Source organism: Egibacteraceae bacterium (assembly GCA_040905805.1).
Classification (GTDB): Bacteria; Actinomycetota; Nitriliruptoria; order Euzebyales; family Egibacteraceae; genus DATLGH01.
Genome location: JBBDQS010000055.1, coordinates 16,596 through 30,178 on the forward strand (window position 1 = coordinate 16,596; position 13,583 = coordinate 30,178).

The 13,583-nt window shown below is 73.9% G+C and carries 13 protein-coding genes; 9 read left to right on the plus strand and 4 right to left on the minus strand.

Annotated features, from left to right (window positions below):
- Window positions 1-21: 21 nt before the first annotated feature.
- The 3 genes from WD250_06940 to WD250_06950 are packed head-to-tail and all read right to left on the minus strand — an operon-like array spanning window position 22 to window position 4,605.
- A complete protein-coding gene (locus WD250_06940) occupies window positions 22-2,412 on the minus strand; it encodes a DUF3488 and transglutaminase-like domain-containing protein (GenBank protein ID MEX2619938.1) in 2,391 nt (796 codons plus the stop codon).
- Window positions 2,409-3,659, minus strand: a complete 1,251-nt coding sequence (locus WD250_06945) for a DUF58 domain-containing protein (protein ID MEX2619939.1) — start codon at window positions 3,657-3,659, stop codon at window positions 2,409-2,411. Before WD250_06945 ends, WD250_06940 begins: the two co-directional genes overlap by 4 nt.
- A 4-nt stretch (window positions 3,660-3,663) precedes the next feature.
- The gene (locus WD250_06950; protein ID MEX2619940.1) at window positions 3,664-4,605 is read right to left on the minus strand and encodes a MoxR family ATPase; all 942 of its coding nucleotides are present in this window, start codon (window positions 4,603-4,605) and stop codon (window positions 3,664-3,666) included.
- Window positions 4,606-4,765: 160 nt separating this feature from the next.
- On the opposite strand from WD250_06950, the gene WD250_06955 reads away from it, so the two are divergent.
- Window positions 4,766-6,400 carry an ABC transporter substrate-binding protein gene (locus WD250_06955; protein ID MEX2619941.1) on the plus strand — a complete coding sequence of 545 codons (1,635 nt, stop codon included), beginning with the start codon at window positions 4,766-4,768 and terminating at the stop codon, window positions 6,398-6,400.
- 25 nt (window positions 6,401-6,425) lie between these two features.
- Here the strand turns inward: WD250_06955 and WD250_06960 are convergent, their stop codons facing one another.
- Window positions 6,426-7,244 carry a class I SAM-dependent methyltransferase gene (locus WD250_06960; GenBank protein ID MEX2619942.1) on the minus strand — a complete coding sequence of 273 codons (819 nt, stop codon included), beginning with the start codon at window positions 7,242-7,244 and terminating at the stop codon, window positions 6,426-6,428.
- 106 nt (window positions 7,245-7,350) lie between these two features.
- On the opposite strand from WD250_06960, the gene WD250_06965 reads away from it, so the two are divergent.
- The 8 genes from WD250_06965 to WD250_07000 form a co-directional block, all read left to right on the plus strand.
- Entirely contained in the window at window positions 7,351-7,986 is a 636-nt protein-coding gene (locus tag WD250_06965) for a TetR/AcrR family transcriptional regulator (protein ID MEX2619943.1), read from the plus strand.
- Between the two features lie 196 nt (window positions 7,987-8,182).
- A complete protein-coding gene (locus WD250_06970) occupies window positions 8,183-8,773 on the plus strand; it encodes an HNH endonuclease (GenBank protein ID MEX2619944.1) in 591 nt (196 codons plus the stop codon).
- A gap of 324 nt (window positions 8,774-9,097) precedes the next feature.
- The gene (gene mraZ / locus WD250_06975) at window positions 9,098-9,571 is read left to right on the plus strand and encodes a division/cell wall cluster transcriptional repressor MraZ (GenBank protein ID MEX2619945.1); all 474 of its coding nucleotides are present in this window, start codon (window positions 9,098-9,100) and stop codon (window positions 9,569-9,571) included.
- Window positions 9,571-9,759, plus strand: coding sequence for a hypothetical protein (locus WD250_06980; protein ID MEX2619946.1), 189 nt, complete (start codon window positions 9,571-9,573; stop codon window positions 9,757-9,759). Before mraZ ends, WD250_06980 begins: the two co-directional genes overlap by 1 nt.
- 14 nt (window positions 9,760-9,773) lie before the next feature.
- A complete protein-coding gene (gene rsmH, locus WD250_06985) occupies window positions 9,774-10,745 on the plus strand; it encodes a 16S rRNA (cytosine(1402)-N(4))-methyltransferase RsmH (GenBank protein MEX2619947.1) in 972 nt (323 codons plus the stop codon).
- 2 nt (window positions 10,746-10,747) lie between these two features.
- Complete coding sequence (locus WD250_06990) at window positions 10,748-11,158, plus strand: cell division protein FtsL (GenBank protein ID MEX2619948.1); 411 nt, start codon at window positions 10,748-10,750, stop codon at window positions 11,156-11,158.
- 151 nt (window positions 11,159-11,309) lie between these two features.
- Window positions 11,310-13,157: a penicillin-binding protein 2 gene (locus tag WD250_06995; protein MEX2619949.1), complete on the plus strand. Its 1,848-nt coding sequence runs from the start codon at window positions 11,310-11,312 to the stop codon at window positions 13,155-13,157.
- 103 nt (window positions 13,158-13,260) lie between these two features.
- On the plus strand, window positions 13,261-13,583 hold a 323-nt coding region (locus WD250_07000), incomplete at its 3' end, for a Mur ligase domain-containing protein (protein ID MEX2619950.1).

Below are 13,583 nucleotides of genomic sequence, written 5' to 3' on the forward strand. Positions count from 1 at the left end.
CCGAGCCTGCGAGGGCGATGCTCAGCTGTGCCGGGTGTGGCGGTCGCGCAGCGATCGCCATGAGGTGCTGAGACGGGCGCCGGCGGTTGCCGCGGCCCCCCGCGCGAGCACGGCGGCCCGCCCCGGCGCCGACCGTCCGGCGAGCAGCAGGCCCCGCAGGGTGACGGCGGAGGCCTCGGCGTCCTCCGCGGCCGACAGCGGGACCTGGGGGGCGTACCGCGCCTGCTCGACCCGGCGGGCGAGGGCGACTGCGGTGGCGGGCCCCGCCGGGTCGGTGGAGGTCCCGGTGAGCCGTTGCAGGTACTCGTGGTCGGTCTCCGAGGCGACCGACCCCATGCCGAGGCCGCGCCCGACGGTCTCGACGCGGGCACGCGCGTTGAGCACCCGGGTCAGCGGCGGCTGCGCCGGGTCCGCCCGCCGGCGCACGACCAGGCCGGTGACCCCGCCCACCCCGGCCAGCGCGATCAGGAGGCCGAGCAGCCACCGGCCCATCCCCGGGCCGTCGTCGGCGTCCACGGCCCCGGCGGCTGCCTGGTCTGCGGGCTCGTCCCGGTCGGTCGGCACGTCCTCGGCCAGCTCGGGTGCCACGGCCGGGTCTTCGGGGGTCTCGGGCACCTCCACCGGTTCGGCGGTGGCCTCCTGTGCCTCGGTCAGCCCAGGCGCCGGGTTCTCGACCGAGGGCACCAAGACGTTGCCGTCGTCGCGGGGGGTGGGCTCGAAGGCCTGCCAGCCGTGGCCGGGGAAGTGCACCTCGACCCAGGCGTGGGCGTTGCCGTTGGTCACCACGTAGGTCCCGTCGGGGGACTGCTCGCCGGGGGTGAAGCCCACGGCCACCCGCGCCGGGATCTCCAGCGCGCGCAGCATCACCGCCATGGTCCCCGCGTACTGCTCGCAGTACCCGACACGGTTGGTGATGAAGGAGCGCATCGCGTCGCCGCTGTGGCCCTGTGGGGGCTCCAGCGAGTACTGCCAGCCGCGCAGCTCGGTCTGGATGGCCAGGGCCTGGTCGAATCGGGTGCGGGCGCCGGCGCCGGCGACGATGTCCCGCGCCAGCGCCGTGACCTCCGGCGGCACGTTGGCTGGCAAGGCGACGTCCTCGGCCCGCGGCGCGGAGTCGAGCGCACGCAGCGTCTCGTAGTCCGGCTCGGGAACCGCCGCGGCGACTCGGTAGCGGTCACCGGGCTGCAGGGTCGCGCCCCGAGCCGTCGTGAGCGTGGCCAGGCGCCCGTCGAACTGGAACCCCCCCGGCCCGGTGACGGCCAACGGCAGGTAGGGGGCGGGCACGAGGACCGCGCCTGGCAGGTCCACCACCTCGACCTCGACGTCCACCAGCCGCGCGTCGAGGGGGCTGGACTCGGGGGGCACCCGTCCGTCCGTCCCGGAGACCGGGGTGCCGCGGATGCCCGCGTTGGTCCACTCGCCGGTCTCGCTGTACTGGTCGAGCGCCGTGGTGCGCAGGTACACGGGCCGCTGCCGGGGCTCGGCGGTCACCCGCATGACCGGTCCCCGGTCGGTGGCGACCAGGTTGCTGCGGATGGACACCATGGGGTTGGTGGTCAGGGTCGTGCCCCCGATCCCCCCGAGCTCGTACCACGGGGGGTCGTCGAAGCCGGGCAGCGTCGCAGCGAGCAGCACGCCGAGGGTGATGGCGATGCCGGCGACGAGCGTGCCGGCCGGGACGAGCACCCCCAGGGCCGCGATCGACGAGGTCGTGCCCGTCGGCCGCACGCCCGGGCCAAAGCGGCCCATCTCCGTGCCGGTCGCGACCAGCACCAGCAGCGCAGACGCCGCCAGGAACGGCACGGTCCAGACCGCGGGGGTGCCCGCCCCGACGGTGAGCAGCAACGGCACCAGCCACAGCCCCAGGGCCGGCAGGATGGCCTTCACGGGTGCGTGCAGCCGGAAGACCATCCCGTCGACCGCATGGGTCAGGGCCCAGATCCCCGTCACGGTGAGCAGCAGCAGGCTCGGCTCGGCGAAGGTCGGTGGAGGCCGGCTGGCGATGAGCTCGAACCCGTGCAGCCACAGCGCTCGGAAGCCGTCGAACGTCCCCGGCGTCGGCAGCACCCCGAGGAGCGTGGTGTCACGCAGGAACACCGTGCTCACGAACACCGCCCATCCGAGCGCGCTGATCCCGAGCGCGAGCACGGGGCCGGTGCCGGTCCTCCGGCAGGCAAAGGACAGCCCGACGACGATCACCACGGCGCCGAGCACCGGCCGCAGGAAGCCCCATCCGATGAACACGCGGCCGAGCGGCAGGCTCGCCGTCGCGAGCATCAGGACCAGCGGCACCAGCAGTGCCTCGCGGCTGCGGTCCGGCCCGGGGGGGGCCGGAGCCGGTGGGGCGGCGGGGGGTGGGGCCGGGGCCCCGCCCGACGGCGGGGTGGGCCGCGCGCGCACGCCGGTGCTCATCGGGGCGCTCCCGTCGTGCGCCGCCGCCGGGGCGCCACCAGCTCGGGCCAGCGGGCCGCGAGGGCGTCACCGGGGCCGAGCACCACGGCCCTCCACCCGGCGGCGGTCAGCAGGCCGGCCAGGCCGGCTCCCCGCGCGCCCGGGTCGTCGGGGGGCACGACGACCACCGCCAGGCGACCGCTGAAGCGACGCCCGCAGGCCAGCAGGGCGCGGACGTCGGGATGCCGCGCCACGGCATCGGCCCCCGGGGGAGGGGCGACGACCGCGCAGAACAGACCGCCGGCCTCTGCGCCGCGCAGGCAGGACAGGGCCGGGCCGACCCCCTCGATGGGCGTGGGCTCCAGCTCGGCGAGACGGTCGAGCAGGGCATCGCGTGGCGCCGCCACGGGGTGGCGGGCGTCCTCCTCGGTGGCCAGCCGGACCTCGTAGCGGTGGTCGGAGAGGTGCCAGAGCAGGCTCGCCGTCACCGAGACGGCCCGCTCGAGCGTCGAGTCGACGCCCGTCCCGTGGTGCGCCGCCCGGCGGGTGTCGCAGAACAGCACCGCCTCCGGCTGCCACTGCAGCTCCTGCTGGCGCACCATCAGCTTGGACCGGTGCGCGGTCGACGGCCAGTGGACCTGGCGCAGGTCGTCGCCGATGACGTACTCGCGCAGCGTGTAGAACTCCTCGCCGGAGCTGAAGAGCCGCCGCGTGTCGCTGGCCTCCGAACCGCGGTGGTTGCCGCGGGTGATGCCCTCCCCGAGCGGCTCGACCAGCGGGTAGACGACCACCTCGACGCTGCCGGGGTAGTGCCGGACCCGTTCGGCGAGGCCGAAGGGGTCGCGCAGGCGCAGGCGCAACGGGCCCACCGCGTACCGGCCGCGTCGGCGCCCGTGCACCGCATAGCGAAAGGACGCCTGGCGGCCGGGTCCGAGCCCCGAGACGACGAAGCGGGGATCGCCGCCTGCGCCCTCGCCTCGGAGCGCCGGGTGGCACTCGTCCTCCACCAGCAGCACCGAGGCGGGCAGCCGGGAGTCGTTGCGCAGGTGCATCACCACCTCGGTCGACGCACCCGTGCGGAGCCGAGCCTGGCCGAGCGACCGGTGGGCGGACACGGTGGCGGTGGACAGGCGCACCGCCACCGCGGCGACCGCCACGAAGGCGGCCGCCGTCGCCGCCACGACGTACAGCTCCTGGAGTCCCAGGAGCCGGCCGAGCACCCACGCGAGGACGCTGGCCACCAGCAGGGACACACCGCGAGCGGTCATGGCGCTAGCGGGCCGCGGGGATCGGCACCATGGACAGCAGCTCGTCGAGGACGGCGTGCGTGCCCTGGTCGCCCAGCTGGGCCTCGGGCGCCAGGATCAGGCGGTGGGCGACGACGGGATGGACGAGCGTCTTGACGTCGTCGGGCACGACGTAGTCACGCCCGAGGGTGACGGCCATCGCCCGGCTGGCCCGCAGCAGCGCCAAGGAGGCACGGGGTGACCCGCCGAGCTCGATGGCGGGATGCTCACGGGTGGCGCGCACGAGGTCGACGATGTAGCGCTTCACGGGGTCGGCGACGTGGATCGCCCGGACGGCCTGGACCATCTCGGCGACCTCCTGCGCGTCCACGACCGCCTTCAGCTGGCCCAGACGGTCGCCGCCGCCGTGCACGTCGAGCACCTCGAGCTCGGCCGTGGCGGAGGGGTACCCGATGGACAGCCGCATGAGGAAGCGGTCGCGTTGCGCCTCGGGCAGGGGGTAGGTGCCCTCCAGCTCGATGGGGTTCTGGGTGGCGATGACCATGAAGGGCACCGCGAGCTCGTAGGTCGTCCCGTCCACGGTGACCTGGCGCTCCTCCATCGCCTCGAGCAACGCCGACTGCGTCTTTGGGCCCGCCCGATTGATCTCGTCACCGAGCACCACGTTGGCGAACACCGCGCCCGGCTTGAACTCGAAGTCGCCCCGCTCCTGGTTGAACACGGTGACGCCGGTGATGTCGCTGGGCAGTAGGTCCGGGGTGAACTGGATGCGCCGCACGCTGCAGGCCATCGACTGTGCGACCGCCTTGGCCAGCAGCGTCTTGCCGACCCCGGGGACGTCCTCCAGGAGCAGGTGACCCTCGGCCAGCAGGGCCACGAGCGCCAGCCGGATGACCTCCGGCTTGCCCTCGACGACGACGCCGATGTTCTGCTCGATGCGCTCGCAGGCGCCGGCCAGCTCCGGCATGCCGACCCCAGCCCCTCGTCTCGTCGCCACGCAATGGTCCAGTCGTGTGTGTGCAGGCCCCGCACCGGCCGAGCACGGGAAAACCACTGTAGCCTCCCCGTACGCGCCCACGAGGCGGGCCCGCGTGGTCACGTACCGTCGAGACGAGGAGAGCACACTCATGGGGGAGCGCGCGCTGCGCCGTGTCGCCGTCCTGGCGATGGTGGCGGTGGTGGCTGCGGCCTGCACCGGCGATGGCGACGAGGGGCTCGTGGACGAGGACACCGAGCCGCCGGTGGTCGAGGACGAGCCCGAGGACGAACCGGCCGAGCGCGACAGCGGCGAGATCATCGTCGGCACGACCGACGCGGTCACCTCGCTGGACCCGGCCGCGGTCCACGACTACTACTCGGCCACCGTGCTCGCCAACCTCGGCGACACATTGGTCGGGTTCGAGCCCGGCGCGACGGAGGCGACGCCCCGTCTCGCCGAGGCCGTGGACGTCTCCGAGGACGGGCTCACCTACACCGTCGTGCTGCGCGAGGGCGTGACCTTCCACGACGGCTCCGAGCTGGACAGCGCGGACGTCCAGTTCTCGCTCGAGCGCGTGCTCGCGATAGGTCACCCGGACGGCGCGGCGTTCCTCCTCGCCGACGTCGCCGAGATCGCGATCCCCGACGAGCGGACGGTCACCATCACGCTCGTCGCCCCGTCCGCGACCTTCCTGGATCGGCTGGCCTACCCCGTGGCGACGATCGTCCCGTCCGACGGTGACTACACGGCGCCGGCCACGGAGGCCGACACCGACGCCGACGTCGAGGCGGAGGGCTTCGTGCACGAGGAGCTCGTCGCGACGGGCCCCTACCGGCTGGTCGACGTCGAGGAGGACGAGGAGATCACCCTCGAGGCGTTCGACGACTACTGGGGCGAGGCGCCCCGCAACGAGCGCGTGGTGCTGCGCTTCTTCCCGTCCTCGGGCGACCTGGCCCAGGCGCTGCTCGAGGATGAGATCGATGTGGCCTTCCGGCAGCTGGCACCCGACCATCGCGCCGAGCTCGCCGAGGCCGGCGGCATCCAGGCCGTGGAGGGCGTGGGGTCGTTCATCCGCTACCTCGTCTTCAACCCCCTGCTCGCCCCGGTCGACGACGCCAACGTGCGCCGGGCGGTAGCGGCGGCCATCGACCGTGAGCGCCTCGTGGACGACGTCTTCGCCGGCCGGGCCGAACCCCTCGACTCCATGGTCCCCTCGGGCTTCCCGGCGTCGGCGGACTTCTTCTCCCAGTACCAGGAGCAGGATCCCGCCACGTTCCTGGAGGGTGTCGAGACGCCGGTGGCGGTCGAGCTCCACTACGCCGGGGAGCAGTACGGTCCCACCGAGCCGGCGCTGGCCGAGGCCATCCAGGAGACCTTGGAGGACACCGGCCTGTTCGAGGTCACCGTCACGTCCACCGAGTGGGAGGAGTTCGTCGGGGAGGCATGGCCCGCCCAGGCGGGGCAGTACCAGATGTTCCTGCTCGGCTGGTACCCCGACTACTTCGATCCCGACGGGTACCTGGCGCCGTTCTACGGCTCCGACGGCTTCCTCGGCGTCTTCGCCAACGGCGAGGTCGACGAGCTGCTCGCCCAGCAGCACCAGGCGTCGGCCGAGGAGCGCGTGCCGATGCTGCACCGCGTCCAGCAGATCGGGGCCCACGAGGTCCCCATCGTGCCGCTGCTGACCGAGACGCCCACGCCGTTCGCCCGCGACGACATCACGGGCCTCGAGGAGACCGTGGACCTCGTGGGCACCCTGCGCTTCTCCCTGCTGGAGCGGTGAGCCCTCGGGTTCCCCGCACCGCCGTTCATCGGCTCGGGGTGACGTCCCACCAGAGGGTCACGACGCGCCGGGTCGCAGGCGGGGGGTAGCGGTCGAGCAGGGCGCGGATCTCCGGGTCGCGGTCCGGCCCGAGGTAGAGGGCGCGACGCAGCGACGCGACGCGCCGGTCGCCGTCGTCCTCCTCGCGCGTCGGGCGGTCCCAGCGCTGCACCTGCGGGTCCATCCCCGCCTCCCGCAGGACCGCGATGGCGTCATCGGCGGTGGGGCGGTCGGGCAGGTCCACCCCGTGCACCGCCTTCCAGTAGGGACGTATCCACGCCCGCGGCGGCTGCTCGGGCACTTGCGCGACGACCCGGGCGCGGGCGTGCTCGGTCAGCGTCTGCGCGAAGGGCCCGAGATCGGCGATGCCGAAGAACACGCTGTGGCAGACGACCACGTCGACGCGGGGCGCGCGCTCGGCGACCTCCGGCCACGGTCCCTCGATCTCCCGGTGGTCGACCCCGAGGCCCCGCGCCCGCTCCGCGAACGCCGCGAGCATGCCCGGGCTCGGATCGACGCCGACGACCAGCGCGGCGGGGGGCACGAGCGGCAGGCCTGCCGCGCCGGCGCCGCAGCCGACGTCGAGCACGCTGCCCCCGACCGGCAGCGCCTCGCGCGCGCGCTGCCGGGACGGCGTCTCACGGGTCATGGCCCGGTCGGCCGAACGCGCGAAACGACCGACGTCGAAGCCCCGGGATGCCTCCGGCGCCGCGTCCTTGATCGCCGCGGGCACGGCCCAGGACCTGCGTGCGTCGACCCACCGCTGCGCCGCGGGCTGCTCCTCCCGCTCGGACTGTGGCGTCATCGGTCCCTCCTGGGGTCCCCGCTGGCAGGTTCGGGTGCGCAGGTCCGCGGTGCGTGCGCAGCATATTCCTGACGCGGGCGTCAAGTTTGTTACCATGCAGTAGGAGATGGAGCAGAAGCTGGCGGTGCCGGAGGTGCGCTCCCGCGGGGAACGCACCGCGGAGCGACTCCGTGATGCCGCGCGGACGGCGTTCGCCGAGCTGGGCTGGCAGGGCACCCGCGTCGAGGACATCGTGCAGCGCGCGGGCGTCTCCCACGGCACCTTCTACACCTACTACGAGAACAAGACCGCCGTCTTGTCGGCGCTCGTGCGGGACAGCGAGGCGGCGTTCGCGGAGCTGGCCGCGGCCCCGTGGGAGGCCGACGACGTCCGCGGCGCCCTGGAACGCATCATCGGCGGGTTCCTGGAGCGCTACCGCACCGACGCGATGATCATGCGGACCTGGCTGCAGGCGGCACGGGACGAGCGCGGCTTCAGCCGCCTGTACGTGGACTCGCGTCGCCTCTTCGTGGACCGGGTCGCGGACAAGGTGGCCCTGGCGTTCGCCGCCTCTGGACGGGCGCCCACGCTCCCGCCACACACCGTGGCCTCAGCGCTGGTCGCCATGGTCGAGCACTTCGCCTACTGCTGGCTGGTGCTCGGTGAGGAGCACGACCCCGACGACGTCGTCGACTCGCTCGTCATGATCTGGGGCGCGACCCTGAACGCGCTGACGGGGTTCGACGTCGTCGATCTGTCCTGAGCGCGGGCGGCGCCGCGGGGTTCGCGGACCCCGCGATGCTACAGTGGCGGCGCCAAGACCCCGGGAGGACGGCGTGGACGAAGGCCCACCTCTGAGGGTGCCGGCCGGAGCCCGTGGCCTGGAGCCGCGGCGCGATTCGGCGCCCTCCCCCTCACCGCTCGCCGCTGCGGCGAACGGCTCGGGCAATGGTGCTTCCATGGCCGCTGCGGCCCTGGCCACGGCCCTGCAGGACGGGGACCGTGCGGCCGGTCGAGTCGCTGCGGCCCCCCGGGCGGGGACCACGGCCGCCAAGGTGCTGGTGCTGAACGCGACGATGGAACCGCTCTGCGTGGTCCCCGCCCGCCGGGCGGTCGTGCTCGTGCTCACGAGCAAGGCCGACGTCGTGCATCACAACGGGCACCGTTTCCGGTCCGAGTCTCTCGACCTGGCGGCGCCGTCGGTGGTGCGCCTGCGCCGCTTCGTCCACGTGCCCTACCGTCGTCGCGCCGCCCTCAGCCGGCGGGGGGTCTTCATCCGCGACGAGCACGTCTGCCAGTACTGCGGTCGGGCGGCGGAGAACGTCGACCACGTCGTGCCGCGCAGCCGTGGAGGAGCCCACGAGTGGGAGAACGTCGTCGCGGCCTGCCGCCGGTGCAACGGCCGCAAGCGCGACCAGACCCCTGCCGAGGCCAACATGTCCCTGCAACGCACGCCGTACGCCCCGCGGGCCGAGTTCTGGCTGGTCGTCGCCGTCGGCAGGGTCGAACCCCTCTGGTATCCCTACCTGGGTGACGTGCTGACCGGCTGACGGGTCCGCCCCGACCCCGTCGCCAGGCCCCACCACGGCGCCCCCACCGCCCCCCACCACGTCACCGGCCTGACCGCCGGGGCTGCGCAGTAGCGGTCTCGCGGGCGAATTGTCGCGCTCCGATGGGGCATTTCCGGCCCTTCCCGGCCCTTCCCGGCCCTTCCCGGCCCTTCCCGGGCCGGCGGGGGGCGTGCGGAGGAAATCTTCCCCACCCGGCACCACCCGTGCTGACCAGGCCTTTGGGGCCTGGGCGGGCGCGTTGCCCTAGCACAGGGGTGAGACAGTGGTTGACGGGTGGGGCCAGGTGGGGCATGGTGGGGGCTAATGGAGGCCGAGGGAGGAGCGGGGCCGGACAGCCGGACGCCGTTCATCGGTGAGTACCGGCACACGTTGGACGACAAGGCCCGAGTGATCCTCCCGAGGCCTTTCAGGGACGAACTGGACAAGGGACTGGTGATGACGGCATGGCTCGACAACTGTCTGACGGTCCTGCCGAAGGACGGTTGGCAACGGGTCCTCACCAGCCTACGCAATCTGCAGTACACCGATCGGGAACAGCGCCAGTTCATACGGATGATGATGTCCTCGGCCCACGCCGGCGAGCTGGACAAGCAGGGCCGGGTCACCATCCCCGCCCGCCTGCGCGAGTACGCCGCCATCGCACGGGAGGTCACCGTGGTCGGTGCGGACGACCACCTCGAGCTCTGGGATATCGCTCGGTGGGAGGAGTACCGCGAGCAGGGGATGGCCGAGTTCGCCAGCACCAGCAAGTCCTTCGACCTGGGGGGGATCTTCTGATGGACCTCGTCTCCGACGACCAGCAACACCGGTTGGCGGCGCTTGAACGCGTCGCGACCGCCGACCCCGTCGAGCCGACGGGCCCGCCCCGGGAGCCTGAGGCCGCCGGGGCGCCGATCCTGCGGGGGCTCTCGTCGGTGAGCCTGCTCCTGGCGATCATCCTCGGTGTGCTGTGGCTGCTCGCCTAGCGCCTGCGCCCCGGATGAGCGCGCCGCTGCACGAGCCCGTGATGCTCGACCGCGTGGTCGAGCTGCTGGCCGTGCCCGCGACCACCCCGGGCGTGCTGGTCGATGCCACCGTGGGCGCAGCGGGACACGCGGCGGCGCTGCTGGCTGCAAGCGGAGCCGCGACGACGCTGGTGGGGTTCGACCGGGATCCGGACGCGCTGGACCTCGCCGCCCGTCGGCTGGCCGCCTACGCCGACCGGGTCCACCTCGTGCACGCCGGCTACGACGAGCTCGCCGAGCACGTCGCGCCCATCGTCGCCCGCCACGGACCGCTGCTGGGCGTGCTCTACGACCTCGGGGTGTCGTCCATGCAGGTCGATCGCGGCGAGCGGGGCTTCTCCTTCCGGACATCCGCACCACTTGACATGCGCATGGATCCGGGCGGGGCTCGCACCGCCGCCGAGCTCGTCAACACCGCCCCGCTCGACGACCTCAGCACGCTCATCCGCCGGTACGGCGAGGAGCGGTACGCCCGGCGCATCGCCAAGGCGATCGTGCGCGCACGCCCCCTCGCGACGACCACCGAGCTGGCAGACGTCGTCACCGGCGCGGTCCCCACCCCTGCCCGCCACCTCGGTACGCATCCGGCGACCCGCACGTTCCAAGCCCTTCGGATCGCCGTCAACGACGAGCTCGACCGCTTCAGCGCCTCCCTTCCCCAGGCGCTGGAGATGGTGGCGCCGCCCGCCGGGCAGCAGCGCGGCGGGCGCGTCGCCACCCTCACGTACCACTCACTTGAGGACCGCATCGCAAAGCGGGTCCTCTCGGGCGCGGCCACCGGCTGCATCTGCCCGCCGGATCTTCCGGTGTGCGGCTGTGGCCGCGTCCCCCAATTCCAGCTGCTCGCCCGGCGGGTCGAACGACCGACCCCCGACGAGCTCGCCCACAACCCGCGCGCTCGGTCCGCCAAGCTGCGCGCGGCCGAGAAGCTGCCCGAACCGGAGTGACCATGCCCGTCCTCGCATCCAGTGGTGCCCGCACCGCCGCGCCCGCCCCGGCGCCCTCGACCCGCCCCACCTTGCGCGTGGTCGCCAGGCCACGGCGCACCGCCCGCTTCGTGCTGGCCGTCGTCGTCGTGGCGATCGCGGGGGTGGTGGGCGTCGTCAGCCTCTCGGCGCTGGCGGCAGAGGCGGCCTTCGAGGCGCGGAGCCTGCAGGACGAGGTCACCGACCTCTCCCTGCGCTACGACGAGCTCACGGCCGAGGTGGCCGGCCTCGAGGACCCCGCGCGGATCCGGGCCGTGGCCGAGACGGAGCTGGGGATGGTGCGCGCGGACTCGCCGACTTTCCTGGTGGCCGAGGGGGCGCCCCGGACCGGCCCCGCACTGACCGACCGCATCAAGCCCGTCCTGCACCAGTAGCCCAGCGATGGCCACACCCCCCCGCACCCGCCCGGCGCCCCGCCGCCCGCCCGCAGGCAGGCGACGGCGACCGCCGCCGTCACGCCGCGCCCGGACCCGGTCGGTGCCGCGCGCGGGGACCCGGTCGGTGCCGCGCGCGGGGGCTCGGTCGGTGCCGCGCGCCAGGCGCCGGGCGGCGCCGCGTCCCGGCCACCGGCTGGTCCGCGGGGCCGCATCGGCGTCAGGGGCCCTGGCGGCAGCCCTGGCCCGCGCCCGCCCGGGGCGGCGGCTGACCCTGCTGCTGGTCGTGCACCTGGTGATCACCCTCGCCATGGGGGTCCGCCTGGTCAACGTGCAGGTCCTCAACGCGGACGACTACGCCCTCCTGGCCGATCGGCAGACGCAGCGCCGGATCGAGCTGCCGGCGAACCGGGGCAAGCTCTACGACCGTGACGGGCAGCCGCTGGCGATGTCGCTCGCCGCCGCAACCATCTACGCGCACCCGCTGATGCTCCAGGAGGAGGGGGTCGACACCGCCGCCCTGGCCGCGCAGCTCGCCCCCCTGCTCGACCGCCCTGTCGAGCGCATCGCCGACCTGCTGAACGGCGACGCGGGGTTCACCTACCTCGGTCGTCAGCTGCCCCGCCAGGTCGGCGACCAGATCGAGGCGATGGAGGTCACCGGGCTCGGGGTGCTGAGCGAGCCGACGCGCTCCTACCCGGCGGATGGCCTTGCCGCCCAGCTGGTGGGCTTCGCGGGTGTCGACAACGTCGGCCTGTCGGGGCTGGAGGCGGAGTACGACGACGTGCTGGCCGGGCAACCCGGCGCCCTGCGCATGGAGCTGGCGCCCCGGGGCCTCACGATCAGCTCGGCGCCGCGCGAGGTGCAGCCCGCCGTGTCGGGCACCGACGTCGTCCTCACCCTCGACCGCCAGATCCAGCACGCCGCGGAGCAGGCGCTGGCCGCCGCGATCGACGAGCACGATGCGAAGGGGGGCTCGGCGGTCGTGCTCGACGTCGCGACCGGGGAGATCCTCGCCATGGCCTCGGGACCGGGCTTCGAGCCGGAGGAGATCGGCCACAGCGCGCCGTACGAGCGCAGCAACCGGGCGGTCACCCACATCTACGAGCCCGGCAGCATCAGCAAGATCGTCACCGTGGCCGCGGCCCTCGAGGAGGGGGTCGTGTCCCCGGGTCAGGTCTTCGCCGTTCCCGACCACTACCAGGTGGGACCCAAGCGCTTCAGCGACGCCACCCCCCACGAGCCGTGGTCGATCACGGTGTCCGACATCCTGGCACGTTCCTCGAACGTCGGGACGATTCAGGTCGCCGAGCAGCTGGGGGAGCAGCGCCTTCACGACTTCCTGCGCGTCTTCGGGTACGCCGAGCCCACGGGCTTCGGCTTCCCGGGCGAGGCGGCCGGGCTGCTGCCCCCCGTGGAGTCATGGTGGTCCACGAGCCTGCCGACGATCGCGATCGGGCAGGGCGTGTCGACCACGCTGCTGCAGGTCGCCGGCGTGCTGGAGACGATCGCCACCGGCGGCGAGCGGGTGCGACCCTCGATCGTGCGCGGCACGGTCGCATCCGAGGGCCGGCTGCGCCCCGCCGAACCCGCCGAGCGGGAGCGGGTCGTCTCCGCATCCACGGCTGCGTCCCTGAACGAGATGCTCGTCGCGGCGGTGGAGGGCGAGCACGCCACGGGGCCGCTCGCCGCCGTGCCCGGCTACCGGGTGGCGGGCAAGACCGGCACGGCACAGAAGCCGTCGCCGACGGCGCGCGGCTACGCGCCCGGCAAGTACGTCGCCAGCTTCGCCGGCTACGCCCCGGCCGAGGATCCCGCGATCGTGGTCGCGGTGATGATCGACGAGCCGGTCGGCGAGGTCTACGGCGGGGTGGTGGCCGCACCCGTCTTCAGCGAGATCGCGGGGTTCGCCCTCGGCCACCGGCGCGTGGCGCCCTCGGCACGCCCCATCGCCCAGGAGGCCTCGGGCGAGGCGGCGGGCCGGTCGGATGCGCCCTGATCCCGCCACGACGACGGTCTTCGCCGGCGTGACGCCTCCTCGGCGCGCGTCGCGATGCTGCGTATCCTGCCTTCCGATGCCGCCGATCCGGAACCGTCACGAGATGACGACGCTGTCAGACGTGCTCGCCGTGCTGCCGCCATCCGCCCGCCTCCACGCCGGCCGCGGTGCACAGACCGACCGCTCCCTGGTCCTGGCCGACGTCACCCACGACAGCCGCAGCGCTGGTCCGGGCGTGCTCTTCGCCTGCCGACCCGGGCAGGTGGCGGACGGGCACGACTTCGGGCCGGCAGCCGTGGCCGCCGGCAGCCCGGCCCTGCTGGTCGAGCGACCCCTGGATGTCGGCGTGCCGCAGGTGCAGGTGGACTCGGTCGCGGCCACGCTCGGCGACGCCATCCGCGCGCACGAAGGCGTAACGATCAGCGA